The sequence below is a fragment of the Mesorhizobium sp. AR02 genome, assembly GCF_024746835.1.
GTDB lineage: Bacteria > Pseudomonadota > Alphaproteobacteria > Rhizobiales > Rhizobiaceae > Mesorhizobium.
In genome coordinates this window covers 2,338,113-2,364,603 of record NZ_CP080531.1, presented here as the reverse complement: position 1 = coordinate 2,364,603, position 26,491 = coordinate 2,338,113, and the positions used below count along the sequence as shown (strand labels likewise).

General features: G+C 64.4%; 25 protein-coding genes. 15 read left to right on the top strand and 10 right to left on the bottom strand.

What is annotated here, in order from left to right; all coding sequences use genetic code 11:
- Nucleotides 1-63 precede the first annotated feature (63 nt).
- Genes DBIPINDM_RS15415 through DBIPINDM_RS15405 form a run of 3 tightly spaced genes read left to right on the top strand, consistent with a single transcriptional unit; the run spans nucleotide 64 to nucleotide 2,319 of the window.
- Nucleotides 64-843: an SDR family NAD(P)-dependent oxidoreductase gene (locus DBIPINDM_RS15415; protein WP_258588053.1), complete on the top strand. Its 780-nt coding sequence runs from the start codon at nucleotides 64-66 to the stop codon at nucleotides 841-843.
- On the top strand, nucleotides 840-1,436 hold the full coding sequence (locus DBIPINDM_RS15410) for an SDR family oxidoreductase (protein ID WP_258588052.1): 597 nt from the start codon (nucleotides 840-842) through the stop codon (nucleotides 1,434-1,436). Before DBIPINDM_RS15415 ends, DBIPINDM_RS15410 begins: the two co-directional genes overlap by 4 nt.
- The gene (locus DBIPINDM_RS15405; protein ID WP_258588051.1) at nucleotides 1,420-2,319 is read left to right on the top strand and encodes an aldose 1-epimerase; all 900 of its coding nucleotides are present in this window, start codon (nucleotides 1,420-1,422) and stop codon (nucleotides 2,317-2,319) included. The genes DBIPINDM_RS15410 and DBIPINDM_RS15405 overlap by 17 nt, the downstream gene beginning before the upstream one ends.
- Here the strand turns inward: DBIPINDM_RS15405 and DBIPINDM_RS15400 are convergent.
- The 4 genes from DBIPINDM_RS15400 to DBIPINDM_RS15385 all read right to left on the bottom strand — a co-directional run bounded on the left by DBIPINDM_RS15400 (nucleotide 2,316) and on the right by DBIPINDM_RS15385 (nucleotide 6,738).
- Nucleotides 2,316-3,077: an SDR family NAD(P)-dependent oxidoreductase gene (locus DBIPINDM_RS15400; RefSeq protein WP_258588050.1), complete on the bottom strand. Its 762-nt coding sequence runs from the start codon at nucleotides 3,075-3,077 to the stop codon at nucleotides 2,316-2,318. The genes DBIPINDM_RS15405 and DBIPINDM_RS15400 overlap by 4 nt on opposite strands.
- Nucleotides 3,074-4,633 (bottom strand): sugar ABC transporter ATP-binding protein, encoded by a 1,560-nt coding sequence (locus tag DBIPINDM_RS15395; RefSeq protein ID WP_258588049.1) that lies wholly within the window; start codon nucleotides 4,631-4,633, stop codon nucleotides 3,074-3,076. Before DBIPINDM_RS15395 ends, DBIPINDM_RS15400 begins: the two co-directional genes overlap by 4 nt.
- Nucleotides 4,634-4,689: 56 nt before the next feature.
- Nucleotides 4,690-5,664: a sugar ABC transporter substrate-binding protein gene (locus DBIPINDM_RS15390; RefSeq protein WP_258588048.1), complete on the bottom strand. Its 975-nt coding sequence runs from the start codon at nucleotides 5,662-5,664 to the stop codon at nucleotides 4,690-4,692.
- A 63-nt stretch (nucleotides 5,665-5,727) separates the two neighbouring features.
- Entirely contained in the window at nucleotides 5,728-6,738 is a 1,011-nt protein-coding gene (locus DBIPINDM_RS15385) for an ABC transporter permease (protein WP_258588047.1), read from the bottom strand.
- A gap of 241 nt (nucleotides 6,739-6,979) precedes the next feature.
- Here DBIPINDM_RS15385 and DBIPINDM_RS15380 point away from each other — a divergent pair, with 241 nt between their 5' ends.
- Nucleotides 6,980-8,011, top strand: a complete 1,032-nt coding sequence (locus DBIPINDM_RS15380; RefSeq protein WP_258588046.1) for a substrate-binding domain-containing protein — start codon at nucleotides 6,980-6,982, stop codon at nucleotides 8,009-8,011.
- Here DBIPINDM_RS15380 and DBIPINDM_RS15375 read toward each other — a convergent pair whose 3' ends face one another.
- The 4 genes from DBIPINDM_RS15375 to DBIPINDM_RS15360 are packed head-to-tail and all read right to left on the bottom strand — an operon-like array spanning nucleotide 8,012 to nucleotide 11,841.
- The gene (locus tag DBIPINDM_RS15375) at nucleotides 8,012-9,199 is read right to left on the bottom strand and encodes a mandelate racemase/muconate lactonizing enzyme family protein (protein WP_258588045.1); all 1,188 of its coding nucleotides are present in this window, start codon (nucleotides 9,197-9,199) and stop codon (nucleotides 8,012-8,014) included.
- A gap of 8 nt (nucleotides 9,200-9,207) precedes the next feature.
- Nucleotides 9,208-10,197: a transketolase family protein gene (locus DBIPINDM_RS15370; RefSeq protein WP_258588044.1), complete on the bottom strand. Its 990-nt coding sequence runs from the start codon at nucleotides 10,195-10,197 to the stop codon at nucleotides 9,208-9,210.
- Nucleotides 10,194-11,042: a transketolase gene (locus tag DBIPINDM_RS15365; RefSeq protein WP_258588043.1), complete on the bottom strand. Its 849-nt coding sequence runs from the start codon at nucleotides 11,040-11,042 to the stop codon at nucleotides 10,194-10,196. Before DBIPINDM_RS15365 ends, DBIPINDM_RS15370 begins: the two co-directional genes overlap by 4 nt.
- Nucleotides 11,043-11,046: 4 nt before the next feature.
- The gene (locus tag DBIPINDM_RS15360; RefSeq protein WP_258588042.1) at nucleotides 11,047-11,841 is read right to left on the bottom strand and encodes an SDR family NAD(P)-dependent oxidoreductase; all 795 of its coding nucleotides are present in this window, start codon (nucleotides 11,839-11,841) and stop codon (nucleotides 11,047-11,049) included.
- 118 nt (nucleotides 11,842-11,959) lie between these two features.
- Between DBIPINDM_RS15360 and DBIPINDM_RS15355 the strand changes: the two genes are divergently transcribed.
- The 11 genes from DBIPINDM_RS15355 to DBIPINDM_RS15305 all read left to right on the top strand — a co-directional run bounded on the left by DBIPINDM_RS15355 (nucleotide 11,960) and on the right by DBIPINDM_RS15305 (nucleotide 25,239).
- Nucleotides 11,960-13,180, top strand: a complete 1,221-nt coding sequence (locus DBIPINDM_RS15355; RefSeq protein WP_258588041.1) for a mandelate racemase/muconate lactonizing enzyme family protein — start codon at nucleotides 11,960-11,962, stop codon at nucleotides 13,178-13,180.
- A 138-nt stretch (nucleotides 13,181-13,318) separates the two neighbouring features.
- A complete protein-coding gene (locus DBIPINDM_RS15350) occupies nucleotides 13,319-15,712 on the top strand; it encodes a thiamine pyrophosphate-dependent enzyme (RefSeq protein ID WP_258589277.1) in 2,394 nt (797 codons plus the stop codon).
- Nucleotides 15,713-15,744: 32 nt separating this feature from the next.
- Nucleotides 15,745-16,755 carry a C-terminal binding protein gene (locus DBIPINDM_RS15345; protein WP_258588040.1) on the top strand — a complete coding sequence of 337 codons (1,011 nt, stop codon included), beginning with the start codon at nucleotides 15,745-15,747 and terminating at the stop codon, nucleotides 16,753-16,755.
- Nucleotides 16,752-17,480 (top strand): E3 binding domain-containing protein, encoded by a 729-nt coding sequence (locus DBIPINDM_RS15340; RefSeq protein WP_258588039.1) that lies wholly within the window; start codon nucleotides 16,752-16,754, stop codon nucleotides 17,478-17,480. The genes DBIPINDM_RS15345 and DBIPINDM_RS15340 overlap by 4 nt, the downstream gene beginning before the upstream one ends.
- Before the next feature lie 82 nt (nucleotides 17,481-17,562).
- Nucleotides 17,563-18,327 carry a GntR family transcriptional regulator gene (locus DBIPINDM_RS15335; RefSeq protein ID WP_095773141.1) on the top strand — a complete coding sequence of 255 codons (765 nt, stop codon included), beginning with the start codon at nucleotides 17,563-17,565 and terminating at the stop codon, nucleotides 18,325-18,327.
- A gap of 263 nt (nucleotides 18,328-18,590) precedes the next feature.
- On the top strand, nucleotides 18,591-19,655 hold the full coding sequence (locus DBIPINDM_RS15330) for a substrate-binding domain-containing protein (RefSeq protein WP_258588038.1): 1,065 nt from the start codon (nucleotides 18,591-18,593) through the stop codon (nucleotides 19,653-19,655).
- 65 nt (nucleotides 19,656-19,720) lie between these two features.
- On the top strand, nucleotides 19,721-20,788 hold the full coding sequence (locus DBIPINDM_RS15325) for a substrate-binding domain-containing protein (protein WP_258588037.1): 1,068 nt from the start codon (nucleotides 19,721-19,723) through the stop codon (nucleotides 20,786-20,788).
- A gap of 67 nt (nucleotides 20,789-20,855) precedes the next feature.
- Nucleotides 20,856-22,358: a sugar ABC transporter ATP-binding protein gene (locus DBIPINDM_RS15320; RefSeq protein ID WP_258588036.1), complete on the top strand. Its 1,503-nt coding sequence runs from the start codon at nucleotides 20,856-20,858 to the stop codon at nucleotides 22,356-22,358.
- A gap of 33 nt (nucleotides 22,359-22,391) precedes the next feature.
- On the top strand, nucleotides 22,392-23,390 hold the full coding sequence (locus DBIPINDM_RS15315; protein WP_258588035.1) for an ABC transporter permease: 999 nt from the start codon (nucleotides 22,392-22,394) through the stop codon (nucleotides 23,388-23,390).
- The gene (locus DBIPINDM_RS15310) at nucleotides 23,387-24,355 is read left to right on the top strand and encodes an ABC transporter permease (protein ID WP_258588034.1); all 969 of its coding nucleotides are present in this window, start codon (nucleotides 23,387-23,389) and stop codon (nucleotides 24,353-24,355) included. Before DBIPINDM_RS15315 ends, DBIPINDM_RS15310 begins: the two co-directional genes overlap by 4 nt.
- A gap of 2 nt (nucleotides 24,356-24,357) precedes the next feature.
- Entirely contained in the window at nucleotides 24,358-25,239 is an 882-nt protein-coding gene (locus tag DBIPINDM_RS15305; RefSeq protein WP_258588033.1) for an SMP-30/gluconolactonase/LRE family protein, read from the top strand.
- A gap of 146 nt (nucleotides 25,240-25,385) precedes the next feature.
- Here the strand turns inward: DBIPINDM_RS15305 and DBIPINDM_RS15300 are convergent, their stop codons facing one another.
- Together DBIPINDM_RS15300 and DBIPINDM_RS15295 are read right to left on the bottom strand one after the other, a co-directional pair.
- Entirely contained in the window at nucleotides 25,386-25,601 is a 216-nt protein-coding gene (locus DBIPINDM_RS15300) for a hypothetical protein (RefSeq protein WP_258588032.1), read from the bottom strand.
- Nucleotides 25,598-26,353, bottom strand: coding sequence for a COG4280 domain-containing protein (locus tag DBIPINDM_RS15295; protein WP_258588031.1), 756 nt, complete (start codon nucleotides 26,351-26,353; stop codon nucleotides 25,598-25,600). Before DBIPINDM_RS15295 ends, DBIPINDM_RS15300 begins: the two co-directional genes overlap by 4 nt.
- Nucleotides 26,354-26,491: the final 138 nt, after the last annotated feature.

The window sequence follows — 26,491 nt, the reverse complement described above, 5'->3', positions numbered from 1 at the left end:
CTTGTCCGCGCCTTGAGAATATTATAATAGCATAACCCGAATTGGTTCGAGGGCGGACGGGACATGCGCTGCGATTTGCGAGGCAAGGTAGCGCTGGTCACGGGGGCCGCGGGCGCCATCGGCAGTTCCATCGCCAAGCGCCTGTCCGACAATGGTGCCGCGGTCGTCGTCGCCGATATCAACGGCGAGGGCGCAAGCCAGGTCGCGGCCGGCCTGACCGATGCCATGGCCTGCGCCACCGACATCCGTGATCCCGCATCGGTCGATAGCGCGATCGCCGCGATCATGGAACGGCACGGCCGCCTCGACATCCTCATCAACAATGCCGGCGTCAACACACTGGCGCACCGCGTGACGTTAGATGAATTCCCGCCCGAGGAATGGGACCGCATTACCGGCATCGATCTCGACGGCCTCTACATCATGAGCCGGGCCGCGCTCGGGCCTATGCTCGCCGCCGGCAGAGGCGGGCGCATCGTCAACATCGCCTCGGTGGTCGGCCTCGCCGCCATGCGCCTGCAAAGCCCGTTCGTCGCCGCCAAGGCCGGCATCATCCATCTGACGCGGTCGATGGCGATCGAACTTGGCGCCAAGGGCGTTCTGACCAATGCCATCGCGCCGGGCTCGGTGATGACGGCGCTGACCGCCAAGCTGTTCTACGGCGAGGACGGCAAGTTCGCCGGCCGCACGCAGGAATTTTTGGCCCATGTGCCGCTCGGCCGCCCGGCTGAGCCGCAAGAGATCGCCGAGGCGGTGCTGTTCCTTGCCTCGCCGGCCGCCAGCTACATCAACGGCCAGGTCCTGGCCGTCGATGGCGGCTGGACGGCGGGATACATGATGTGAGTGACGCGATGGAAATCGATCTCAATGACGCCGCCGTGGCGCTGGATGGCGACAGCAACCCGGTCGCCGAGGCCGCGATTGCTGCATTGCTTGCCAATGGCGGCAAGCTCGTCGATGGCTCCCACGCGCGGGAAGCCGACGTCCTGCTGATGTCCTGTCCGTTGCGGCCGGGAATGACGGCCGAAGATCCCCCCACTCTGTATGCCGATGCACGCAAGGCTGCCGTTGCCATGACCGAGCGCGGCAGCGGCCGCATCGTCTTCCTGCTGTCGGCCACCGCCGGCATGCCGATGCGCCGCCATCCCCGCTTTTCCATGGAAAACGCCTCGATTTTGGCCGGCATGCGGACGCTGGCCATGGAATTCGGACCCAAGGTGCTGGTCAATGCCGTTGGCGTCGGTGCGGTCGAGGATGAAACGATGGTTTCCGGCGACAAGGCGATGCTCAGCCACACACCAGTCGGCCGCGCCGGCAGCATCGAGGAAGCGGTTGCGGCCGTGCTGTTCTTCTGCGATCCACTCAACACCTATACGACGGGCCAGATGCTGGGCGTCGACGGTGGATGGATGGCAGGCTATGGGCGCAATTTCTGAATTGGTGAACATCCGATCGGGAGCACTCGAAGTCGAGCTGGTGCCGCAAATCGGTGGCTCCCTGAGTTCGCTGCGCTGGCGCGGCATCGATCTCATGCGCCGGCTCTCGGATGGTGATCGCGAGGCCGGCAATGTGCTTGGCGTCGCCATGTTCCCGATGACTCCCTATGCCAACCGCATCGCCGGAAACGCCTTCGACTTCGGAGGAAAATGCTGGCTGGTGGAACCCAACAATCCGCCCGAAAAATTCAACGTCCACGGCAGCGGCTGGCAACACGCCTGGACCGTCACCGAGGCCGGAACCGCCAACGCCACGCTGTCGCTGGACATCGCGGCCGGAGCCGAGCCCTATTCCTATCGCGCGATCCAGGCTTTCGGGGCCTCGGACGACGGTCTCAGCGTTACCATGACACTGACCAACACCGGGCCGGTCGCCATGCCGTTCGGCTTCGGCCTGCATCCCTGGTTCGATCGCGACCCCGATGTGACATTGCAGTTCGGTGCCAGGTGTTTCTATCTCGAAGAGCCCGATGGCATTGCCGGCGATCCGATCACCTTGCCGCCCGAACTGGATTTCGCCGAGCAGCGGCCCCTGCCGGGCGGCTGGCGCAACAATGACTATGGCGGCTGGGGCGGTGAAGCGACGCTCCGCTTTCCGACACGCGGCGCGGGACTGCGCATCAAGGCCGATCCAATCTTCAAGCACCTGATGCTCTATGCCGATCCCACCAAACCATTTTTCTGTGTCGAGCCGCAGACCAACGCGTCTGGCGCGTTCAACCGGGGCGGATGGGACGATCCACAAGAGGGCGTGATCGTACTGACTCCAGGCGAAAGTGCCGCCGGCACAGTCTCCTTTATGCCCTTCGCGCTTGGACTTTAAAGCAGCCGCGACAGCAGGCCGCCGTCCACTTGCATGGCGCTGCCGGTGACGAAGGACGAGGCGTCGGAGATCAGGAAGCCGATGGCGCTAGCGATCTCCGACGGGTTGGCGATGCGCGCGATCCGGTTGGGCTCGAAGGACAGGCCCAGTGCTTCCGCGCCGCCGGCAGCCTCCAGCCCATCCAGCGTCATTCTCGTGGCGACCGAGCCGACCAGCACGGCGTTGACGCGGATACAGTCGACGGCATAGTCGAGCGCCATCTGGCGCGACAGGCCGACAATCGCCGCCTTGGTCGCGGCATAGGCGGGCACGCCGGGTACCGTTGCGTCGGCATGCACGGAGGCGATGTTGACGACCGAGCCGCCGCCGGCCGCGCGCAGCAACGGCAAGGTCGCGCGGCAGACGCGGAAGATGGCCGTCAAATTGACGGCGATGGTCCTGTCCCACTCCGTGTCGGAAACGTCCTCAAGCCGCTTGCCGGTGGGATAGATGCCGGCGCAGTTGACGACCGCGTCGAGCCCGCCGAGGGCCGCCGTCGCCGACGCAACGGCGGCCTGGACGTCGGCCTCACGGGTGAGGTCGCTCTCACGGAAGATCAATTGGCTTTCGGCGTAGCGGCTGGCGAGCGCTTTTCCTTCCTCGCCATCCAGCCCGGCGCCGAAGACCCTGGCGCCCTCGGCGGCGAGGTACTCGGCTGTCGCCTGTCCGATGCCGGTAGCAGCTCCCGTGACAAAAATACGTTTGCCGGCGAACATCATGACGAAACCTGCGCAGCCATGGCATGGCGCTCGGCCTGCGCCGCCGTCACCGACCGCAAGACACGATCCTCGCCACCCTGGCCACGGCCGAATTCGTCGACGATGCGGCCGTCGGCGACGACGAGGCAGCGGTCGCAAAGGCCGATCAGTTCCTCGATCTCGGAAGCCACGATGAGCAAGCCCACGCCTTTCTCGGCGAGTTCGACCACAAGCCGGTAGATTTCGTGCCGGGTTGCCGCGTCGACGCCCTTGGTCGGCTCGTCGAGCAGCAGCACTTTCGGCGCCCGCATCAGCACGCGGGCAAACAGCAGCTTCTGCTGGTTGCCGCCCGACAGATGGGTTACCGAAGCCTGCGGCGACGACGCCTTGACGTTGAGCGCGCTCATGGCGGCGAGGATGGAACTGCGCTCCAGCCCGCCGCGCACCATGCCGTGACGCGACAAGGGCGCGAGATTGCCGATGGTGATGTTGGCGCCAACCGGCAGGTTGAACAGCAGGCCATCACGCTTGCGGTCCTCGGTCAGCAGCGCAATGCCGGCCGCGCGAGCATCCCTGGGCGATTTGATCGATACGGTCCGGCCTGTGACCCGGATTTCGCCATCGGCAGGAACGCGGCCATAGATCCCGTGCAGGATTTCGCTACGGCCGGAGCCCAGCAGTCCGGCCAGCCCAACGATCTCGCCTGATGCTACGGAGAGGTTGATATCCCTGGCGCCATGGACCGCGCCGCTATGGCCGGCGACAGTCAGCCGGCGAACCTCCAGCGCGGTTGGTGCGCCGATGGGGGCTGCGTGTTCGGGAAACAGCCGCTGCAGCCTTTGACCTGACATCGAGAAGATGAAGGTCTCGGCGTCAAAGTCCTCTCTTGCGATCCGCACCGCCACCTGCCCGTCGCGCAAGACAGTGGCGCGGTCGCAAATGGCGAGCACTTCGGGCAGGCGGTGGGTGATGTAGATCATCGCCACGCCTTGCGCCTTCAGGCGGCGCAACACGCTGAACAGCGCATCGACCTCCGTGCCCGAGAGCGAGGCCGTCGGCTCGTCCAGCATCAGCACGCGCGGTTTCATGACGATGGCGCGGGCAATCATCACCAGATGGCGCTGCGCCGAGGTCAGCGAAGCGACATAGGCCCTGGGGTTGATGTCGATGCCGAGGTCGGCAAAGATCTCGCCGGCACGCTGCTCCAGCTTGCGCTGGTGGACCAGCAAGCCGTCACCAAGGCCGGTGCGGCCGGCAAAGACGTTCTCGGCGACCGAAAGCTGTTCGAGCACCTCGATTTCCTGCGGCACGTAGCCAACACCATTCGATCGCGCATCGGCCGGCGAGGCGAAACTGACGGACCGGCCGTCGAGCTGGATCGTGCCGGTGTAGGAACCCGCCGGATGCACGCCGTTGAGGATCTTGACCAGCGTCGACTTGCCGGCGCCGTTCTGGCCGAGAAGGGCGTGGATCTCGCCGGCAACGACATCGAAATCGACGCCGCGCAGTGCCTGCACGCCGCCAAAATTCTTGGTGATGGCGGTGGCCGAAAACAGCGGCTCTTGGGTGGTCGACACGGCGATCCTCTCAGGATGTTGCCGGGCCCGCCAGATGCGGACCCGGCAGCAAGGTGTTACTGGCCGGCGCTGTCCAGCATCTTGTAATAGGGATCGAGGTCGGCAGCGGTGATCACCTTGGCCGGCAACGGATTGCTGTAGGGCACGGTCTTGCCCTGGGCGAGGTCGCCGAGCAGCTCGGCAACCTTGGCGCTCTCTTCATAGAGCGGCTGCGCGACGATGCCGTAGGCGGCCCCCGATTTCACCAGGTCGAGGTTCTGCCTGATATAGTCCATGCCGACAATGACGACGTCGCGTCCGGCCTTGCGAGCGGCGCCCGACCAGGTCTGGATGCTGTTGCCGGTGGTGCCGAAGGCGGCGGTCACATCAGGATTGCCCTGCAGGATCGCCACCGCTTTTGCCTCGGCCGCCGACGGCTCAAAGCCTTCCATCTGCGTGTCGAGCACCTTGATGCCGGGATATTTCGCCGCGATGGTCTTGCGGAAGGCATCCGACATGGCGTTTTCGGTGTCGTTGGAGGCGCCTTGCGTCAGCGCCACCGTGCCCTTGCCGCCGAGCTTGTCGCCAATCGCGATCGCGGCATTGGCGCCGACCTCGGCTATGTCTTCGCCGGTCGCCGCCTTGAGGCCATTGACGGTGCCTTCCGGCGGCAGGACATGCCAGGTGACGATCGGGAAGCCTTCCTTGGCAAGCTTGGTGATGTAGGAATAGATCGCCGGATCGACTCCATAGACGCCGATGGCGTCGTATTTGGTGCGGGCAAGGGCGGCCTCGGCGAGCGGCAGCGTTGCGGGGATGTCCCAGTTGGTGGCGCTCGGGTCGCCGACGACCTCGCAGGTGTAGCCGAGCTCCTTGCATTTGTTGAGGAAGCCCGCCTGCATCAGCCGGTGCACTGGGTGATCCTTCATCGCCTGCACCCAGAGCAGATGGATGTCCGCTGCGCGCGCAAGGTTCACCGAGCCCAGCGAGGTGGCGACTGCCGCCGCCACCAATGCGGCGCGGATCAGCCTTCTTTTCAAATGGATTTTCATGTCGTACCTCCCTTGGTTCGCCGGCATTTTGCCGGCGCAATATCCACATTCCCCGCGGTTTGCTCAGGCTCCGGCGATGAAGTAGCGGCGGCGCACGATGTCGAGGCCGACGGCCATGACCATGATCACGCCGACCGCGATCTGCTGCCAGTTGGAGTTGACGCCGATGACGACGAGGCCGCTCTGCACAATTTTCAGCAAAAGAATGCCGACAACGCCGCCGGCCACTGTGCCGGCGCCGCCGAAGAGGCTGACGCCGCCGACCACGACACCGGCGATGACGGTCAACTCCCAGCCGCTGCCGATCGAGGTGCCGCCGCTGCCGAGATCGGCCATGACGAACATGCCGGCGATCGCCGACAGCGCGCCGACGGTGACGAAGGCGCCGATCTTGTAGGCATTGGTGTTGATGCCGACGAGGTGCGCCACTTCCTGGTTGCCGCCGGTGGCATACATGTTGCGCCCGAGCACGGTGCGGCGCAGGACGAAGTCGGCGACGACGGCCGCGATGATGAAGAAGGCAAAGCTCCAGCCCAGCCCGAAGGCGAGATCGGTGCCGCCGATGGTATTGATCGCCTCCGGCAGCGGATAGACCGGATAGCCGCCCGTCACCACCTGGATCAGGCCCTGGCCGATGAACAGCATGCCGAGCGTCTGGATGAAGGCGGGAATGCCGAGCCTGACGACGATCAGGCCGTTCAACAGCCCGATCAGGGCTCCGACGCCGATGCCGCCGAGAATGCCGACCGTCACCGGCAAGGCGGCGGCGGTCATCAGCTTGGCCGCGACCACGGCCGAGAGACCAGCCACCGAGCCGACCGACAGGTCGAACTCGCCGGCGACCAGCAGGATGGTCTGGCCGATGGCGATGATGCCGACAAAGGAGACGACGTTGAGAATGGCGCGGATGTTGCGCTCTGACAGGAACGCCGGTTCGAGCAGCCAGAAGAAGGCGATCAGCAGGGCCATCGCTGCCAGCACGCCGACTTCGCCGACGGCAATGAAGCCGATCAGTCGCCGCCGGAACGAGTGTGCGTCCCGCAGCGGCGAGCTCACCTCAGCCACGCTGTTCATCCTGACCTCCCTTGCGGCGCCTGTTGCCGGCTCTTGCGACCGGCTCCATTCACCCGCGCCGATCCCGGCGCGCTCCTCTCGGCCATTAAGATTATAATATTATAACTTGTCAACGGCGAAATTTCCCGACCCGGCAATGGCTGGGCCGGTTGCTGGAAACTGTCCGCCACAACCGCTATGAAGTGGCGACGCGATCGGCAGGATATTGCTTTGCTGGATCGCGCTCTCTTGGAGCAGGGTGATGGTCGACAAGCCGCCGGCGGGCGAGAAGAAGCCGCAACGCCTTGGCGTCCGCGAGATCGCCAAGCGTGTCGGCGTGGCGCCGATGACGGTGTCGCGCGCGCTGTCCAATCCCGACATGGTCTCGCCGGAAACGCGCGCCAAGGTGCTCGACGCCATCGAGCAAGCCGGCTTCGTGCCCAATCGGCTGGCTTCCAGCATGCGTGGCAATGGCCGCATGATCGGTACGGTGGTGCCGCCGCTGATCAATTCGGGCATCGCCGAACAGGTGCAAGGCATGTCCGACGAATGCCATGAGAGCGGCTATTCGATGCTTCTGGTGCAAGGCGAATTCACGCAGGAAGCCGAGGAGAAATCGATTCGCAACCTGCTCGGCTGGCGCCCGGTCGGCATGATCCTGCAGAGCTTCGTGCAAAGCGAAACGGCGCGGGCGCTGCTGAAGAGCAGCGGCGCACCGGTGGTCGAAATCTCCGAAATCAAGGGCCGCAAGCCGATCGACATGGTGGTCGGCGTCTCCAATTTCGAGACCGCCTATGCCATGACCATGCATCTGGCGGCCAAAGGCTACAAGCGCATCGGCTTCGTCTCGACGCCAATCCACGGCAATGACCGCTTGCAGCAGCGCCGCACCGGCTACCATGCGGCGCTTACCGAACTCGGCATCAAGAACCATGCCGACATGGAGGTCGAGGTGCCGATCACCGCCCAAGGCGGCGCCGAGGCGCTGGTGACGCTGACCTCCCGCCACAGGGACATCGACGCCATCTTCTTTTCCAGCGACACGCTGGCCGTTGGCGCCGTGCAGGAGTGCCATCGGCGCCGCTGGGCGGTGCCGGGCAAGATTGCGATTGCCGGCTATGGCGACATGGATCTGGCAGCCCAGCTCTATCCGCCGCTGACCACGGTCAAGGTCAATCGCTACGAGATGGGTCGCCGTGCGGTGCGGCAGCTGCTGGCAAGGCTCGGCGGCGACACCAAGGTGCCGACCATCACCAGCCTCGGCTTCGAGATCGTCGACCGCGAAAGTGCGTGATCAGCTTTTTCGCTTCGGCTTCCCGGTTTCTTCCCGCCGGCCGAGGCGCTTCTCCCAACCCTCCGCATGGACGTTGAGATAGGCGTTGGGATCGTAAGGGTGGTCCTTGATCGCATCGATGTTGAGATCGATGCCGAGCCCCGGCGCGTCCGGCAGCGACAGATGGCCATTGTCGGGATTGACGGTTGGATGCCAGCTCACCAGCTCGCGTGTCCACGGGTAGTTGAAGGCATCGAAATGCTCCTGGATGAGGAAGTTCGGCACCGCCGCCGCCAGTTGCAGGCACACCGCCGTCGCCACCGGTCCGCCGCTCTGGTGTGGCGCGATGTGGCTGCCATGCGCGAGCGCCAGATTGGCCACCTGCATCGACGGCGCAATGCCGCCGAGCGACATCGGCTCAGGCTGGAAGATGTTGACACCGCCGCCGACGGCCAGCGTGTAGAACTGCCCGACCGTGTCATACATCTCGCCGGTCGCCACCGGGATCGGCGAACGATGCGCCACTTCGTGCACGGTCTCCTGGCGATCGCGCGAGGTCGGCTCCTCCCACCAGTAGATGTCGAGGTCGGCGAATTTTTGCGCCGCCTGCAGGGCGGCGATCTCAGTGAAGCGCGCATGCACGTCGATCAGGATCAGAGTATCCCCAGGCAGTTCGTCACGCAGTGTCCGGCAGATGGCGTAGGAAAGCTCCAGTTCCTCACGTGAGATAAAGCCTTGCGCGGTGCCGAACGGGTCGAGCTTGAATGCCTTGAAGCCTTTGGCCAGCACCGCCCTGGCGGCTTCGAGAAAGGCTTCGGGCGTACGCTCGGTGCGGTACCAGCCATTGGCGTAGCCAAGCACGCTGTCGCGCACCTGGCCGCCGAGCAGTTGGTGGATCGGCACGCCCAGGCTTTTGCCGAGAATGTCCCAGCAGGCGACCTCGATCGCCGCGATCACCGTGCGGTGGATATGGCCGCCGTCGAGCGAAACACTGTCTAGCATGCGCTTGGCCAGCGAATTGATGCGGCGCGGGTCCTGGCCGATGGCGAGATGCTTGAGCTCATGCACGCCGGCTTCCGTGGTCTTGATGAAGCCGTTCAGCGTGCCTTCGCCGATCCCATGGATGCCCTTGTCGGTATGGACTTTGACGAACAGCCAGTTCTTCCAGCCGGCGCCGACGGCAAAGGTCTCGATCTCGGTGATCTTCATGTGGAACCCTAACTCAGCGCAGCAATCGTCGCGATGACGGCCTCGGTCGTCAGGCCGTATTTCGCCTGCAAGGTCGGCACCGCACCGCATTCGATATAGCGGTCCGGCAGGCCGATGCGCGTCACTGTCTTCGCAATGCCGGCATCGAACAAGGTCTCGACGACAAGGCTCGCCAATCCACCAACCACGACATGGTTTTCTGCCGTGACAATACGGCCAACTGAGCCGGCAAACTCGGCCACCGCTCCGGCATCGAACGGCTTTATGGTCGGAACATGCAACACGCCGACGGAGATCCCCTGTTTGCGTAAGGCGTCCGCCGCGTCCAGCGCCCGCTCGGTCATGAAGCCGGTCGAGATGATGCCGACATCCGAACCGTCGCGAAGGTGACGCGCCTTGCCGATCTCGAAGATGTAGCCGGGTTCGAACACGACAGGCACGCTGCCGCGCAGCAGCCGCATGTAGACCGGTCCCCGATGTTCGGCGATCGCTGCGGTCGCGGCTTCAATCTCGGTCGCATCGCAGGGGTCGATGATGGTCAGGCCGGGGATCATGCGCATCAGCGCCAGATCCTCGATCGCCTGGTGCGTGCCGCCATAGCCGGTCGTCAATCCCGGCAGACCGGCGACTATCTTGACGTCGAGGTTGGAGTGGGCGAGCGCGATGGCGACGAAATCATAGGCGCGCCTTGTCGCGAACACGCCGTACGTGGTGGCGAACGGCACCTTGCCGGTGCGCGCCAGCCCGGCGGCGACGGCGATCAGGTTCTGCTCGGCCATGCCGACATTGAAGAAACGCTCCGGGAAAGCATCGCAGAACGGCAAGATGTCGGTGTATTTGCCGAGGTCGGCGGTCAGCCCGACAATGTCGGGCCGGCTCTGGCCGAGCCGCGCCAGCGCCTTGCCGAAGGGCGCCTCCACACTTTGCCGGCCGCCCCCCACCGCTTCGTCTTGGCCCATGGCCAGCGTGCGTCCGGCCTCCGTCGCCGCGCCGCTCATCGGGCTGCTCCCACGGTTTTTTCGAACTCGGCGATGATGCCGTCCCATTGCGCCACGTCGATGCGGAAAAAGTGCGATTTCTCAGAGGTTTCGATGCGCGGCACACCCTTGCCGGGCAGCGTTCGCAGCACGATCGCCTTCGGCTTGCCGTTGCGTTCGCGGGCATCGGCCAGCGCGCCGACGATCGCCTTCATGTCGTTGCCGTCGATCTCCGATGTCTGCCAGCCGAAGGCGCGCCATTTGTCGGCTACAGGTTCCATGTCGAGCACCACGGGTCCGTCGGCCTGGATGCCGTTGCAGTCGATCAATGCCACCAGTCCGTCGAGCTTGAAGTGACTGGCCGACATCGCCGCTTCCCAGGTCGATCCTTCCTGCATCTCGCCATCCGACTGCTCGACAAAGACGCGCGCGTCGGATTTGTCGAGGCGCAGGCCGAGCGCCTGGCCAACGCCTTGCCCGAGACCATGGCCGAGCGAACCGCCGATCATTTCAACGCCGGGCGTGGTGTCGAGCGTCGACATCTCCAGCCGGCTGTTGTCGGCGCCATAGGAGGTGAGTTCCTCGACCGGGATGATGCCGGCCTCGGCAAGTGCTGCCCACAGCGCGATGGAATAATGCCCGGTCGACAGCAGGAAACGGTCGCGGTCGGGCCAATCCAGATTGTGCGGGTCGTAGCGCAGTTCGTGGAAGTACAATGCTGCCAGCGTGTCGGCGATGCCGAGACCCTGGCCGATATAGCCCTGGCCCTGGCCGCGCGCCATGGTCAGCATGTGACGGCGCAGCTGTGTCGCCTTGTGTTCGAGCACACCGATATCGGCGGTACCGGGAGGGGAATTTCGCAGCATGGGATCAGTCCTTGTCGAGACCGCCCGACATGTTGAGCCGCTCGGCGGTCATGTAATCAGGCGCATCGAGGCAGAGCCAGACGACCGCCTCGGCGACTTCGGAGACCTCGGCGCGGCGGCCGAGCGGGATCCGTCGCGTGCGTTCGTCGAGGAAGGCTTGCAAATCGTTGCGGCCATTGGCGCGGGCGAGGTCGACCTCGGTCGAGCGCTGCATTTCGGTGTCCATCATGCCTGGCGCCAGGCTGTTGACCAGCACGCCATAAGGCGCCAGCGCAACGGCGGCGGCGCGGGTGATGGAATCGACGCCGGCCTTGCTCGCCGTGTAGGCGGTGTAGTCGGGCAGCGCCATGCGCGAGCCGGGCGAGGTGATGTTGATGATGCGCCCCGAACGCTGCTCGCGCATCACCCGGCCAGCCGCCTTGCAGGCCATGGCAAGCGCGGTGACGTTGAGCGCCAGTGTCCGCATCCAGGCTTTGTAAGTCGCGTCGAGGAACGGCTCGATCACGCCGTAGCCGGCATTGTTGACGAGGATGTCGATACCGCCCCAGCGCACGACCACTTTTTCCACCGCCGCTTCCGGGGCGCCTTCCCCGGTGAAGTCGCTGACGATGCCTTCGCTTTCGGCACCGGTTTCGCCGATCTGCCGGATGGTCCCGGCCAGTCCCTCGCCATTGATGTCGGTCACCGCGACAACACAGCCACGCCGGGCCAGCTGGATCGCCACCTCGCGGCCGAGGCCGCCCGCGGCGCCGGTGACCAGGGCTCTCCTTGGCGTCGTGTTTTGATTGTCAGCAGGCAAGCGAGCACCCTCCCGGTGACCATCTTGACGGGATTGATACCGGTACCATAAATGGCTGTCAACGGCGATGTGCTATTGTCCCATCGACCGTGCGGTCGGTTGGGATGGGAGAAAAAAGATGAAAGTCGTTGCGCTCGAAACGTTGCAGCTGGCGGAATTCCCGTTCCTGTTCTGGCTGCGCGTTCACACCGATGCGGGCTTCATCGGCACCGGCGAGACCTTTTGGGCGCCGGGGCCTGTCGCCGCCTACATCCACGACAATGTCGCGTCCTACCTCCTGGGCAAGGATCCGCGCGACATCGAGCTGCACGACCGCACGCTGGGCAGCGTCTATGTCGGCGCCCGTGATTCCGGCGCAGAGGTGCGCGGCAACTCCGCCGTCAACATCGCTCTGTGGGATATCTATGGCCAGGCGGTTGGCGAGCCGGTCTGGCGGCTGCTCGGTGGCCGCACCCACAAGACCGTGCCGATCTACAACACCTGCGCCGGCTACAAACATGTCCGCGCCACCAAGAAGAACGCGCTGTTCGAGCGCGGCGAGGACTGGTCGCTGAAAGCAGGCGATTCCAACGAAGGCCCTTACGAAGACCTGCTCGCCTGGCGCTACAACGCTGGCGACCTCGCCAGAAGCCTGAAATCGGAAGGCATCGGCGCCATGAAGATCTGGCCGTTCGACATCGCCGCCGAAGCATCGAACGGCACACGCATTTCGCTGGCCGATCTCGACAAGGCGCTGGAGCCGTTTCAGAAAATCCGCGATGCCGTCGGCCGCGACATGGAAATCATGGTCGAGCTGCATGGGCTGTGGACCTTGCCGCCGGTGCTGCGCATCGCCGAAGCGTTGAAAGCCTACGACGTTGCCTGGCTGGAGGAGCCGATCCGCTACAACGAACTCGACGCCATGGCCGAGCTTGCCCGCCACTCCTCCATCCCGATCGCCGCCAGCGAGCGGCTGGCCTCGCGGCAGATGTTCAAGCAGCTGATCGACAAGCGGGCCGCTTCGGTGATCATGATCGATCTCGCCTGGTGCGGCGGGCTCTCCGAAGCACGCAAGATCGCCAACATGGCCGAGGCCAGCGAACTGCCGGTCACCTTGCACGATTGCACCGGGCCGATCGTCTATGCCGCCAGCTGCGCGCTGTCGGCCACCTTGCCGAACGTCAATTACCAGGAAGCGGTGCGCGCCTATTTCACCGGCTGGTACACCGAGATCGTCGCCGACATTCCGCCAGTCAAGGACGGCCGAGTCGCACCGCTCGACGGGCCGGGGCTCGGTCTCAGCCTGCGGCCGGAGCTGTTCCAGCGGCCCGACGCGACCGTGCGGATCACCAAAATCTAGCCTCTCGCACGGCTCCGTTCAGAGCCAGTAGACATTATGCTATTATAATCTATGATGCGCCGAAGCGAGTGACCAACAAGCTCGCCGCCGGCGCTCTGCCGCCCGGCGTCAGACGCATTCAGGGAGGCTTTGGTGGCAATGTCTGCGGCGCGCACACGCGAGGAGTCCAGGGGTGCGCCAAACCTCCCCGACCGGAAGATCCTGCTCGATCTGTTCGAGCGCATGGTGCTGTTGCGCCGCTTTGAAAGCATCGCCCAGATCGCCTGCCGCAAGGGCGAAACGCCCGGCTTCCTGCATCTCTATATCGGCGAGGAGGCGACCGGCGTCGGCGTCTGCGCGCATCTGAGGCCAACCGACTGGGTGACATCAACCCATCGCGGCCACGGCCATGCGCTGGCCAAGGGGGCCAATCCGGGCCGGGTGATGGCTGAACTGTTCGGCAAAGTTGACGGCATTTGCGGCGGCCGCGGCGGCACCATGCATCTCTACGACCGCTCGGTCGGCCTGTTCGGCACCAACGGTATTGTCGCCGCCGGTATCGGCCATGCCGTCGGCATCGGCATGAGCGCCCGCCAGCAGGGCCGCGACGATATCGGCGTCGCCTTCTTCGGCGATGGCGCTGCCAACCATGGCGGCTTCCACGAGGCGCTCAACTTCGCCGCCGTGCAGCGGGCGCCTGCGGTGTTCATCTGCGAGAACAACCTCTACGCTACCGCGACACCGCTCAAATCGATCACGCTCAACCCCGAGATCGCCACCAAGGCCGCGTCCTACGGCATGCCTGGGGTCGCGGTCGACGGCAACGACGTCTTCGCCGTGTGGCTGGCCATGAAGGAAGCGACCGAGCGCGCTCGTTCCGGCAAGGGACCGACGCTGATCGAGGCCAAGACCTATCGCACGGTCGGCCACCACGAAGGCGATCCGGTCATCGGCACGTATCGGACGCAAGAGGAACTCGACGCCTGGGTCAAGCGCGATCCAATCGACATGTTCCGCAAGAAGCTGATCGAGGACTACGGCATCGCCGATGCCGAAGCGCTCGCGGCAATAGAGGCGCGCATCGAGAAGGTGGTCGAGGACGCGCTGGCCTTCGCCCGCAACTCGCCCGAGCCCGATCCGGCCACGGTGCGCCTGCATGTCTTTGCCGATCCGATCAATCCGCCTGCCGCTTTGCAGCCGCGCGCCGTCGGCGAGACGCGCACGCAAGGCTGGCTCGAAGCGGTGCGCGATGGCATCGCCGAGGAGATGCGCGCCAATCCGGCGATCCTTTATTTCGGCGAGGGCACCGGCGAACGCGGCGGCAGTTTTGCTCACACCAGAAATCTCTGGCAGGAATTCGGTGCCGAACGCATGGTCGATACGCCGATCTCCGAACAAGGCTTTACCGCTGCCGCCGTTGGCGCCTCGGCCACCGGCGCCCGCACCGTTTCGGACTTGATGTTCGCCGACTTCGCTTTCGAAACCGCCGGGCAGATCTTTTTACAGGCGGCCAAGCTGCGCTACATGACCAGCGGCCTGATGAGCGCGCCGATGGTGGTGCGCGTCGGCGCCGGCGCGCTGCGCAGCTCCGGCCCGCATCATAGCGGCATCTATCACCCGGTCTTTGCCCACATGCCGGGCCTCATCGTCTGCGTGCCTTCGACCCCGGCCGATGCCAAGGGCTTGATGAAGACGGCGCTGAGGGCCGGCGATCCGGTCATCATGCTGGAACCCAAAGCGCTGTTCGCCTCCAAGGGCGAGGTGCCGGTGGGTGAGCACTATGTGCCGTTCGGCGTCGCCCGTATTGCGCGGGCCGGCACCGACATCACCGTCGTTGCCGCCGGCCAGATGGTGCAACGCGTGCTGGAAGCTGCAGAGACGCTGGCGGCCGAAGGTGTCGAAGCCGAGGTGATCGACCCACGCACGATCATGCCGCTCGACATCGACACCATCGTCGCCAGCGTACGGAAGACCCATCGCCTGCTCATCGTCGACGAGGCCTGGGCGATGTGCGGCCTTGGCGGTGAGATCGCGCAAGCCATCAACGAACTCGCCTTTGACGAGCTCGATGCCCCACCCGGAAGGCTGCATACCGCGCCGACCTCGCATCCCTTCGCACCAGTGCTGGAGCGCGCCATGCTGGTCGACACCGCCCGCATTGTCCAAGGCGCTCGCGATGTCATTGCCGGCAAGCCGCCGGTGCCGGATCACTGGTACACGGTCGGTCTGAAAAGTGCTGCGCCGGCTAAGTCTGTACCTGCTCCGGTGAAGCCGCAGCCCGCCGTGCCAGCAGTTGCCGCACCGGCTACTGCCGGCGACGACGAGCCGATAACGATGCCGTTTGGCGATCTCACCGTGAGCGAAGGCACCGTCATCAAATGGCTGAAGGCGGTTGGCGATGTGGTGAAGGAAGGTGAACTGATTGCCGAGATCGAGACCGACAAGGCCGTGGTCGAGATCGAGGCGCCCATCAGCGGCACACTCAGCGCCATCGATCAGCCGGTCGGTGCAGTGGTGCCGATGGGCGGCCGCATCGGCGGCATCAGGAAGTAACCATCCGTACCCATGAAATTCGAAGGGCCAGCATGAAGATCCTGTGCGCCAACTGGCAAGCCGCCGACGAGGCCGAACTCGAGCGGCAGCATTATCCTGACATCGAGTTCATCCTCGCCCGCTCGACCAATGATAAGGCCGCAGCACTCGATCCGACCATCTGTGAGACGGTCGATGCCGTCATCAATTATTCGCCGACCCACAATGTCGCGGCGGCTCCATCGGCCTTTCCAAAGGCCAGGATCGCCGTGCGCTCCGGCGTCGGCTTCGACAATATCGACACGGCAGGCTGGGGCGCGCGGAAAATTCCGGCCTGCAATGTGCCGGACTACGGCACCACCGAGGTCGCCGACCACGCCATCGGCCTGATGCTGGCGCTGACGCGCGGCACCTCGGCCTATGGCGCGGAACTTTCCGGCCACGGCGCCGAAGGCTGGCATTTTTCGAAAGCGCCGTTGGTGCGCAGGCACAAGGGCGCCACCTTCGGCATTGTCGGCCTCGGCCGCATTGGGCTGGCCACCGCGCGTCGTGCCGCTGCCTTCGACATGAAGGTGGTGTTTTACGACCCACATCTTCTGACCGGCGTCGATTTGTCGACCGGCTACGAGCGTGTCCATTCGCTGGCCGAGTTGATGGGGCGGGCTGACGTGGTCAGCGTCCACACGCCGCTGAGCGAAGAAACCCGCAACTTGCTCGGCGCGGCCGCCTTCGCCGCCGCCAAACCTGGTATTGTGCTGGTCAACACCGCGCGTGGTCCGATCGTCGATCTCGACGCACTGGAGGCGGCTATGCGCAGGGGCACGGTCGCCGGCGCCGGACTGGATGTGCTGCCGAACGAGCCCAACGATCTCGACCATCCGCTGCTGGCGGCATGGCGCGCTCGGGAGCCGTGGATCGCCAATCGCCTGATCGTTACCCCGCACGCCGCCTTCTACAGCCCGGCATCGATGCGCGACCTCCGGTTGAAATCGATCGAGGTCGTGCACGCCTACCTCGCCGAGGGCAGGCTCACCAACTGCGTGAATTCAGAGTTCCTGAAATGAATGCAGCCATTGCACAGACAAGGCGTCTTGCGGTTTCCCCTTATGCCCGCCGCCTGGCGCGCGAGCGTTCGCTGCCGCTCGAGGCGCTTCGCGGCAGCGGCCCTGGTGGGCGCATCCTGGCCGCCGATGTGCATGCCTTCATTCCAGTCGTCGCGCTGGTCCTTGCGTCTGATGTCGTCGCCCATGCGGCGGCGCCTTCCATCGTTGCGTTCCGGATCGCCGCCTTTACGACGTCCGTTGCTCTCGGCGCGCTGCAAGACCTGCTGGCGGCGCTTCAGAGTTCGGGAAATGTGTTCGCCATCGACGACGTGCTGCTGCGCGCTGCCGGTCGAGCATTTGCCGAGATACCGGACGCCGCCAAGGTTGGTGGCGCTTCCGTGGCGCTGGAGCTGGCGAGCCGGCAAACCGTGTTCGCCATGATCCCGGAAATGTCCCTGACATCGCTGCGCGCAATGCGGCTTGCGGCATTGGTCGACAGCCGTGATGAGACGGAAACCCCGGCGGACCTGTCCCTGCGGCTGCTGTCGGCGAGCGACGTCCGGCCGGTGATGATGCCGCTCCTTGCCGGCCGCGCCATGCGCCTCACCGTCTCGCTCAATATGCCGGGCGACCATGCCGAATGCCTGCTGACGGTGGATGCGGCAAGCGTTGATGAGGCCACCGCTGCCGCGTGGCTCGCCGCCCTGAAATCGGCGATCGAGCACCCGCTTCGGCTCTTTATCTGAGACGGTTGATCGTCAACGGCCTTGCCTAGCCTCGGGCGCAGGAAGCTATTATAAAAGCTTCGACACAGGCGCGAAGAGGCACATGGACCATCCCACCATCGACAGTCTTCCCAGGCGTACACTTGGCCGCGCCAACGGCCCGCTCTATCGCCAGCTCGCCGATATATTGCGCGAGCCGATCGGCAACGGCACCTTCCCCGTCGGCGGCGAGCTGCCGAAGGAAGCGACCATTGCCGAGCATTTCGGCGTCAGCCTGATCACGGTTCGCCAGGCGCTGCGCGACCTCGAGGCCGATGGCCTGATCCGGAAGCGCTCGGCCAAGCCGGCCGTGGTCGCGGCGCGCAGCCCGTCGGTCAATCTGAGCTGGAAGTTCAAGAATTTCGCCGACATGGCGGCCTTCACCAAGGACGCTGAACTGACGGTGAAATCCTATCGCAAGGAGGTTTCGCCCGTGCTCCAGCGCCATTTCGGCATGGGCAAGGACGAGGCCGGCTATTGCCTGCGCAGCGTGCTGTCGATCGGCGAGCAGAGGAAGGCGCAGATCACCACCTATTTCCCGCCCGACATCGGCGCGCGCCTGAAGCGGGAAGACTTTTCCGACGTGCTGATCTTTCGCTCGGTGCAGAAACATCTCGGCCTGCGGCTCGACGTGGCGCATGTCACAGTGCGCGCCGAGATCGCCGACGAGGCTGTTGCCGCCGACCTCGGCATCACACTCGGCAGTCCGGTGCTGACAGTTGAAATGCTCTATCAGTCGGCGGACCAGCGCAGCATCGAATTCTCCGTTGCCCGCCACCCCGCCGATATTTTCAGCATCACCTACGACGCGCCCAACGACCTGTCCTGAAGCGCGCCGGAGTCGGCATTTTCTGCCGCGGTCGCATAGACAGGCTCATAAAATTATAATAGCATGATAGTTAGGCTGAAGTGCCGGCCACGAGAGACGTCGCAAGGGAGGAAATCCGGCGAATCCTGCTCGCGGACGCAGCCTTGGGAGGGTCACGTCAAATTGACATTTGCAATTGGTACCGGTATCAATTTGTCGTCTTCATCCGATCAAGATGGCGCAGTCCATCACCGGCTGGGCAGGAAACACTAGGGAGGAAGACCATGAAATTGAGGAGCGTGTGCGCCGGCTTCGTGGCGCTGGCCGGGTTCGCAGTCTCGATGGCTGCGATGCCTGGCCATACCGCGACCCAAAAACCCTACGTCATCTATCTCTCGAACAATTTCGTCGGCAATGACTGGCGCCAGCAGATGGAGCGCGTCGCCAATGTCGCGGTCAACAAGGGGCCGCTGAAGGGCCGTGTCGACCTCAAGATCGAAAATGCCGAGAACACCGTCCAGGCGCAGATCAATTCGCTGAACAACATCATCCGCCAGAAGCCGGCCGCGATCCTCATCGATGCCTCGTCGGCGGAAGCGCTCAATCCGACCATCAAGAAGGCCTGCGATGCCGGCATCATCGTCGTCAGTTTCGACCAGACCGTCTCAGCCGAATGCGCTTACAAGATGCATTCCGATTTCGACATCATGGCCAACAACCAGGCGGAATGGATGGCCTCCATCCTCGGCGGCAAGGGCAAGGTCTTCATGGATCGCGGCCTCGCCGGCGCTCCCATTTCCGAGCAGTTCGAGAAGAATTTCGGCGCCGTACTGAAGAAATATCCCGGCATCGAGGTCGTCGGCTACTTCAACGGCAATTACGCTGCCGGCCCGGAACAGGAAGGCGTCGCCAGCCTGCTTGCCGCCCATCCTGAGGTCGACGGCATCTTCTCGCAGGGCTATGGCACCGGCGCCATCAAGGCGCTGCAGAATGCCGACCGGCCGATGGTGCCGGTCGTCGCCGCTGCCTTCAACGGCACCGGCGTTACCTGCGCTGAGACCAAGGGCGCCAAATGCTGGCTGGGCGCCAATCCGCCCTCGCTGTCGGCCGAGGCGATCAAGCTCGCCGTCGACATATTGGACACCGGCAAGAAGCCGGCCGACACCACCGTGCTGTTCAATTCACCGGGCCTGACCACGGATATGGTCGATGCCAAATACGCCCCGAATTCCTCGGCGGTGAAGATCGAATTGGGCAAGACCGTATTCCCCGACCTGGCGCCAGGCCTTTCCTTACCGGTATCGCCGAGCTGGGTCGAGATCACGCCCAAGGAGGCTTCGGGAACCTGATTTGATAGATGCAAGGCGCCGTTTGGGCGCCGCTATTTCGAAACGAAAAATGGGAGGAGAAAATCATGAAAACGTTGAGCCGTAACATCGGCCTTGCCGCACTTGCCGCCACCATGATGGCAATCGGCATGCAGGCCGGCCAAACCGAGGACAAGAAGCCCTACACCATCTATCTCTCGAACAATTTCGTCGGCAATGACTGGCGTCAGCAGATGGAGCGTGTCGCCACCGTGTCGGTGAACAAAGGGCCGCTGAAAGGCCGCGTCGACCTCAAGATCGAGAATGTCGAGAACACCGTTCAGGCGCAGATCAACTCGCTGAACAACATCATCCGCCAGAAGCCGGACGCCATCCTCGTCGATGCCGGTTCGGATTCAGCACTCAACCCGACCATCAAGAAGGCCTGTGACGCCGGCATCGTCGTCATCAGCTTCGACCAGGTGGTGACCGAACCTTGCGCCTACGCCGTCGCTTCCGACTGGGACCGCATCCCCTCCGTCATGGCCGAATGGATGGCAACGCAGCTCGGCGGCAAGGGCAACATCATCCTCGACCGCGGCCTTGCCGGCGCGCCGATCTCGTCGCAGCTGCAGGGGGGCTATGAGAAGGTGCTGGCCAAATATCCCGACATAAAGGTCGTCGGCTACTACAACGGCAACTACGCACTCGGTCCGGAACAGTCGGGTGTCGCGGCACTGCTTGCCGCCAATCCGAAGATCGACGGCATCATGACGCAAGGCTACGGCTCCGGCGCCATCCAGGCGCTGAAGGATGCCGGCCGGCCGATCGTTCCGGTCGTCGGCTTCTCCTACAATGTCGCCGCCGTCACCTGCGCGCAGACGCAAGGCGCCAAGTGCATCCTTGGCTCCAATCCGGCCTATCTCTCCTCGGAAGCGATCAAGCTGGCGGTCGACATCCTCGACACCGGCAAGAAGCCGGCCGAGCGTTCGGTCTCCGTCAAGGGTGATTTCGTCACCACCGATCCCTTCGAGTCCAAGCTTTATCCCGGCACCAAGATGATCAAGATCGCGATTGGCGAAAATGCCTTCCCCGACCAGGCCCCCGGCCTGACGCTACCGATCACGCCCGACTGGGTCGAGATCACCGCTGCGGAAGCGGCCGGCAGCAAGTAACATCTTAAACCACGACCCTGTCTCCCGGCATCGCAAGATGTCGGGAGAGCTTTTCGAAGGCGCATTCATGGACCTCGTCACCGTCAACGGCCTGTCCAAACGCTATGGCGGCATTGTCGCGCTGAGCGAGGCGACATTCAGCGCCCGCGCCGGCGAAGTGCACGCCCTGCTCGGCGAGAACGGCGCGGGCAAAAGCACCTTCATCCAGATCCTGTCGGGCGCGGTTCGGCATGATGGCGGCTCGATCACGGTCGATGGCCAGGACTATCGCCCGGCCAATCCGGATGCCGCCCAGGCACGCGGCATCGCCGCCGTCTTCCAGGAACTGTCGCTGATCCCCGATCTCAGCGTCGAACAAAACATCTGGTTCCGCCACGAGCCGCGAACCCTGCTGCGCACCGTCAATCGTGGCGAAATGCGCCGCAAGACGCTGGCGCTGCTCGAAAAGTACAATTTCCCGGCACTGCGCCCCGACCAGGAACTCCGACGGCTGACGCTGGCCGAACGGCAGATCGTCGAGATCGCCAAGGGCCTGGCCAAGGACCCGCGCATCCTGATCCTCGACGAGGCGACCTCGGCGCTGCCGGCGCGGGAGGCCGAATGGCTGCTCAAGCTCACCCGGCAACTGGCCGCCGAAGGCAGGCTGGTCATCTTCATCTCGCACCGCATGGCCGAAGTGCGCGCCATCGCCGACCGGCTGACCATATTCCGCAATGGCAGCACCATCGCGGCGCATGAGGCCAATGCCGTCTCCGACAACGAGATCGTCACCCAGATGATCGGCCGCCATCTCGATCGGCTCTATCCCGAGCGCGTGTCGACAGCGACCGATCGCATCGCGCTAAGGGTAAAAGGGTTTTCGAGCGGCAGTCGCCTTTCCGGCGTCGACTTCGCACTGCGCGAGGGCGAAGTTCTCGGCGTCGGCGGCCTGCAAGGCCACGGTCAGCGCGAATTGTTCCAGTCGCTGTTTGGCGCCACTAAAGCGAGCGGCACCATCGAACTCTGGGGCAAGCCCACCTCGATCGGCAATCCGCGCCAGGCGTTGACCGGCAAGGACGGCATTGCGCTGGTGCCGGAAGACAGGCGCGGGCAGGGCTTGCTGCTGACCAAGAGCGTGCGCGAGAATTTGACGCTGTCGGTCATCAAGCGCTTTACTGAAAACGGCTTGCTCAGCCGGCAAAAGGAGGCCGCCCTGGTCAAGGAGATGGTCGACTTCCTGCGCATCAAGGCCGGCACGCCGGAACAGCTTGCCGGCACTCTGTCCGGCGGCAATCAGCAGAAGGTGATCTTCGGCAAGATGCTGCTTACCGAGGCGCGCGTGCTGTTGCTCTACGATCCGACGCGCGGCGTCGATGTCGGCACCAAGGGCGAGATCTTCCAGCTGATGCGGGATCTCGCGGCCAAGGGCTACGCGATCTTGTTCCATTCCAGCGACATGCCGGAACTCGTCCATGTCGCCGACCGTGTGCTGGTCATGCGCAACGGCCGTATCGCCGCGACGCTGGAGGGGGATCATATCGCGGAGGAGCAGATTTTGCGCGCCGCCATGCTTGAAACCAAGGCGGCTTGAGGCATGGTTATGTCCGCGGAGCAAGCTGTAGACATGGCACAGAGGCCGGCTGAAACGAAGTCAGGCTCGCCAGCTATCGACTGGCGCGGCCGCTTGCTCGACCGCGCGCCGTTCCTCGTTGCCTGCCTGATGCTGGCCTTGATCGTTGCCATCTACGGCAGCCTGCAGTCCGGCGTCTTCACGCTGGACGAGCTCAATCTCGATACAGCGGCGGCGATGACGCTGATGCTGGCGGCAACCGGACAGACCATCGTGCTGGTGCGCGGCGGCATCGACCTGTCGATCGGCGGCATGATCAGCCTCGGCACGGTGATCGCGGCGACGCGCTTTACCGATGATCCCGCGACGACCGCACTCTGGACGTTGGCCATACTCGCGCTAGGTTTCCTCATCGGCGCGCTCAACGGCCTGCTGATCTCGCTGCTCAAGTTGCAGCCCTTCCTGGTGACGCTCGCCACCTGGTCGATCCTTAACGGCGTCGCCATGATCATCCTGCCGACGGATGGCGGTAGCATTCCCGGCTGGTGGGTCGGCTTCGCCTCCGCACAACTCCTCGGCCTGACCAGCCCGGTCTGGATGCTGCTGGCGCTGCTTTTGTTCTGGTGGTGGTTTCGCGCGACCCGCGTCGGCATTGCCATTCAGGCGACCGGCTCCAACGAGAAATCGGCCTTCCTGTCCGGCGTCTCGATCACCCGCGTCAACCTCATCACCTACGGCCTGTCCGGCCTGTTCGCGGCCGGAGCGGCGCTGTTTCTGGTGACGCAGACCGGCGCCGGCTCGCCGACCATCGGCAAGGACTATATCCTGCCCTCGGTGGCTGCAGCCGTCATCGGCGGCGTCAGCCTGTTCGGCGGCCGTGGCCATCTCGCCGGCACCCTGATCGGCGCCTTCGTGCTCACTCTTATCGGCAATCTCGTCTTTGTCCTGCATGTGTCGAGCTACTGGCAGCCGGTCGCGTCCGGCGTCATCCTGCTGCTCTCGGTGCTGGCCAGTTCCGTCGCCGAGAAAGCCGCAAGGAACCGCGTCCAATGAGCGCCTTCCTCGCCCGCAACCGCCTCATCGTGCTTGCCTATGCCGGCATGGTCGTGCTGCTCCTGGTCACGGCTTTGTTCTCGCCGGGCTTCCTGTCGGTCTCCAACATGCGCTCGACCGTGGTGCTGGCCGCCTTCGTCGGCATCGTCGCGCTCGGCCAGACCTTCGTCATCATCGGCGGCGGCATCGACCTGTCGGTGCCCTGGGTGCTGAACTCAGCGGCCATCATCATGGCGCTGCTGTGCGGCGGGCAGGATCTGCCGCTGGTCTGGGTCATGCCGCTGCTGCTTGGCGGCGGTGCTTTCATCGGCCTGATCAACGGCGTCGGCGTTGCTCAATTCGGCGTGCCGCCGATCATCATGACGCTGGCCACCAACGTCATCCTGCAAGGCCTGATCCTGGTGTTGACCGGCGGCTCGCCGACCCCCTCGGCGCCGGCCCTGATCCAGTTCCTGTCGGTCGGACGCGTCGGCGGGTTTCCGGTCATCGCGCTGATCTGGCTGGTGCTGGCGCTGGTGGCCACGCTGCTGCTTTCCAAGGCCGCGTTCGGCCGCCATCTCTATGCGCTCGGCACTAGCGCCACCGTCGCCGAATTCTCCGGCGTGCCGACGGCGCGCACCACCATCCTGACTTATGTCATCTCAGGCCTCACCGCCGCCTTCGCCGGCATGCTTTTGACCGGCTATTCCGGCCAGGCCTATCTCGGCATGGGCGACGCCTATCTGTTCACCTCGATCGCCGCGGTCGCCATCGGCGGCGCCTCCATCCTCGGCGGCAGCGGCCACTATCTCGGCACCGTAGCCGGTGCCATGGTGCTGACCATCCTCACCGGCCTGCTGCCTGCATTGAACCTGTCGAGCGGCGCGCTGCTCATCGTCTATGGCGCGGTGATCCTGCTTACCGTCTCGATAGGCAGCGAAACCTTTGCCGGTCTCGGCGGCAAGCTGCGCAGAAAAGAGGGCTGACCATGGTCGAAATTTCTTGTGTCGTCGACGCCAGGGCCGAACTCGGCGAAGGCACGCTGTGGGATCCCAAGGCCGGCGTGCTGTGGTGGATCGACATCTGGAAGAAGCTGATCCACCGCTACGATCCCGCGACCGGCAAGGATGAGGTCTTCGCCACACCAGAATATCTAGGCTGCCTTGGCCTGCGCGAAAAGGGCGGCCTCGTGCTGACCATGGCCAACGGCTTCCATTTCTTCGATCCGGCGACCGGCACGTTCGAGGTGATCGTCGACCCCGAAGCGCATATGCCAAAGACCCGTTTCAACGACGGCAAGCCCGACCGCCAAGGGCGCTTCTGGTCGGGCTCGATGTTCGAGGTGCCGGGCCGGCCGATCGAATTCATCGGCGCGCTCTACCGCCTCGACCCCGACCTCTCGGTGCACAAGATGATCGACGGCATCGGCTGCTCCAACGGGTTGGCGTGGAGCCCGGATTCGAAAACCATGTATTTCTCCGACAGCCATGCCGGAGCGGTCTGGGCCTATGATTTCGATCCCGCCACCGGTGACATCGAGAACCGCCACACCTTCATCGACATGACGGTGACCGGCGGCGTCGCCGATGGCGCCACGGTCGACGCCGAGGGCTGCTACTGGGTGACCATTCCGGTGACCGGCAAGGTCTGTCGTTACGATCCGGACGGCGAGCTGATGCAGACCGTGCAGCTTCCGACTGACCTGCCGACCTGCTGCGAATTCGGCGGCAAGGACCTCGACATCCTCTATGTCACCTCCGCCGTGCTCAAGCGCCCGGCCAGCCATTTCGTTCGCCAGAAGAATCCGGGTGGGCTGTTCGCGCTCGACGTCGGCGTCAAGGGCCTGACCCTGCCGCCTTTCAAGGGATAGCGTTCCCCACCTTCGTCATCCACGGGCGAAGCAAGGAGCGAAGCGACGCAGCGTAGACCCGAGGATGACGACGCAAAGGGCGAGATAAGCCTCCGAGATGGGGCATCGTTCCGGGAGCGAAACGACACCAAGTATGCGAGCCGTCTTTACCGATTAGCCCCGCGTGCCGCGCGGCGAACGCTTTGCAGCAGGATGGCGAGGCAACCGACCAGCAGCAGCGCGCCGCCGAGCAGCGGCGGCAGGGACAGCAGCTTCACCGCCGCCGCGACAGCGGCCACCAGCACCAGCGCCAGCAGCGCCAGATTGCCATCATCGACGAACATGCCGAAGAATTCCCTGGCAACAAGACGAATGGCGTTCATCGGGCGAGCCCTCCAACTGATACGGGGTAGGCGCTGCGCAGCCAGCGCACCATGGCAAAGGACGCCAGCGCGACGATGGCGAAGATGGCGAGCAGAGCGAGATCGGCGCCCGGCCAATCGGCACCGATGCCTTCGCCGGTCCAGAAGATGCCGAAGCTGGTCAGCATCAGCCCGACCACGAATTTGAGTGCATTCTCCGGCACGCGCGCCAGCGGCCGGTGGACCGCCAAGCCGATAAGCATCACCAGGACGAACGCCGCCAGCGCGCCCAGGCTGGCGTACAGCGTCTGCCCATGGGCCGCACCAACGGCAATGACGATGAACACCACCTCGACGCCCTCGAGCAGCACCGCCTTGAACGACGCCAACCCGGCGAGGTAGTCGGCGCGGCGGTCATTGGCCTGCTGGTTCAGGGCGGCGGTCTCCTTGGAGAAGGCCGCTTCCTCGTCATGGAGCGCGATGACGCCGACGCTGCGCAGGATGGCCTTTCGCAGCCAGCGCATGCCGAACAGGATCAGCAGCACGCCAACGACGAATTGCAGTGTGGTGATCGGCACCAGCGCCAGCAGCGGTCCGAACGCCAGAACCAGCGCCGCCAGCACCGCCAGCGCCAATGCGGCGCCAGTCAGCGCCGGGCGCCAGCTGCGCGTGACGCCGACCGCAAGCACGATGGTGAAGGCTTCGACGACCTCGACGAAGGAGGCGAGAAATGCCGCCGTGACCGTCGAGAGGATGGGTGTCAGTGTTTGCATCAAGGCTTCCTGTAATGTCTCGTTCGACCCGGATTTTCTGAGCCGGTTTCCCGGAAAGCGTAACCCGGAATCACCGGAATCACTTGTGTGGTCAGCACAACATAGCGCGCGGGAGGCAACGGGAAAGCAAGCGAAGCG

Coding starts and splice junctions, on each gene's coding strand:
- DBIPINDM_RS15415 (WP_258588053.1), top strand. CDS start 64: ATGCGCTGCGATTTGCGAGGCAAGGTAGCGCTGGTCACGGGGGCCGCG.
- DBIPINDM_RS15405 (WP_258588051.1), top strand. CDS start 1,420: ATGGGCGCAATTTCTGAATTGGTGAACATCCGATCGGGAGCACTCGAA.
- DBIPINDM_RS15400 (WP_258588050.1), bottom strand. CDS start 3,077: ATGATGTTCGCCGGCAAACGTATTTTTGTCACGGGAGCTGCTACCGGC.
- DBIPINDM_RS15390 (WP_258588048.1), bottom strand. CDS start 5,664: ATGAAAATCCATTTGAAAAGAAGGCTGATCCGCGCCGCATTGGTGGCG.
- DBIPINDM_RS15385 (WP_258588047.1), bottom strand. CDS start 6,738: ATGAACAGCGTGGCTGAGGTGAGCTCGCCGCTGCGGGACGCACACTCG.
- DBIPINDM_RS15380 (WP_258588046.1), top strand. CDS start 6,980: ATGGTCGACAAGCCGCCGGCGGGCGAGAAGAAGCCGCAACGCCTTGGC.
- DBIPINDM_RS15375 (WP_258588045.1), bottom strand. CDS start 9,199: ATGAAGATCACCGAGATCGAGACCTTTGCCGTCGGCGCCGGCTGGAAG.
- DBIPINDM_RS15370 (WP_258588044.1), bottom strand. CDS start 10,197: ATGAGCGGCGCGGCGACGGAGGCCGGACGCACGCTGGCCATGGGCCAA.
- DBIPINDM_RS15365 (WP_258588043.1), bottom strand. CDS start 11,042: ATGCTGCGAAATTCCCCTCCCGGTACCGCCGATATCGGTGTGCTCGAA.
- DBIPINDM_RS15355 (WP_258588041.1), top strand. CDS start 11,960: ATGAAAGTCGTTGCGCTCGAAACGTTGCAGCTGGCGGAATTCCCGTTC.
- DBIPINDM_RS15350 (WP_258589277.1), top strand. CDS start 13,319: ATGTCTGCGGCGCGCACACGCGAGGAGTCCAGGGGTGCGCCAAACCTC.
- DBIPINDM_RS15345 (WP_258588040.1), top strand. CDS start 15,745: ATGAAGATCCTGTGCGCCAACTGGCAAGCCGCCGACGAGGCCGAACTC.
- DBIPINDM_RS15340 (WP_258588039.1), top strand. CDS start 16,752: ATGAATGCAGCCATTGCACAGACAAGGCGTCTTGCGGTTTCCCCTTAT.
- DBIPINDM_RS15335 (WP_095773141.1), top strand. CDS start 17,563: ATGGACCATCCCACCATCGACAGTCTTCCCAGGCGTACACTTGGCCGC.
- DBIPINDM_RS15330 (WP_258588038.1), top strand. CDS start 18,591: ATGAAATTGAGGAGCGTGTGCGCCGGCTTCGTGGCGCTGGCCGGGTTC.
- DBIPINDM_RS15325 (WP_258588037.1), top strand. CDS start 19,721: ATGAAAACGTTGAGCCGTAACATCGGCCTTGCCGCACTTGCCGCCACC.
- DBIPINDM_RS15320 (WP_258588036.1), top strand. CDS start 20,856: ATGGACCTCGTCACCGTCAACGGCCTGTCCAAACGCTATGGCGGCATT.
- DBIPINDM_RS15315 (WP_258588035.1), top strand. CDS start 22,392: ATGGCACAGAGGCCGGCTGAAACGAAGTCAGGCTCGCCAGCTATCGAC.
- DBIPINDM_RS15310 (WP_258588034.1), top strand. CDS start 23,387: ATGAGCGCCTTCCTCGCCCGCAACCGCCTCATCGTGCTTGCCTATGCC.
- DBIPINDM_RS15305 (WP_258588033.1), top strand. CDS start 24,358: ATGGTCGAAATTTCTTGTGTCGTCGACGCCAGGGCCGAACTCGGCGAA.
- DBIPINDM_RS15300 (WP_258588032.1), bottom strand. CDS start 25,601: ATGAACGCCATTCGTCTTGTTGCCAGGGAATTCTTCGGCATGTTCGTC.
- DBIPINDM_RS15295 (WP_258588031.1), bottom strand. CDS start 26,353: ATGCAAACACTGACACCCATCCTCTCGACGGTCACGGCGGCATTTCTC.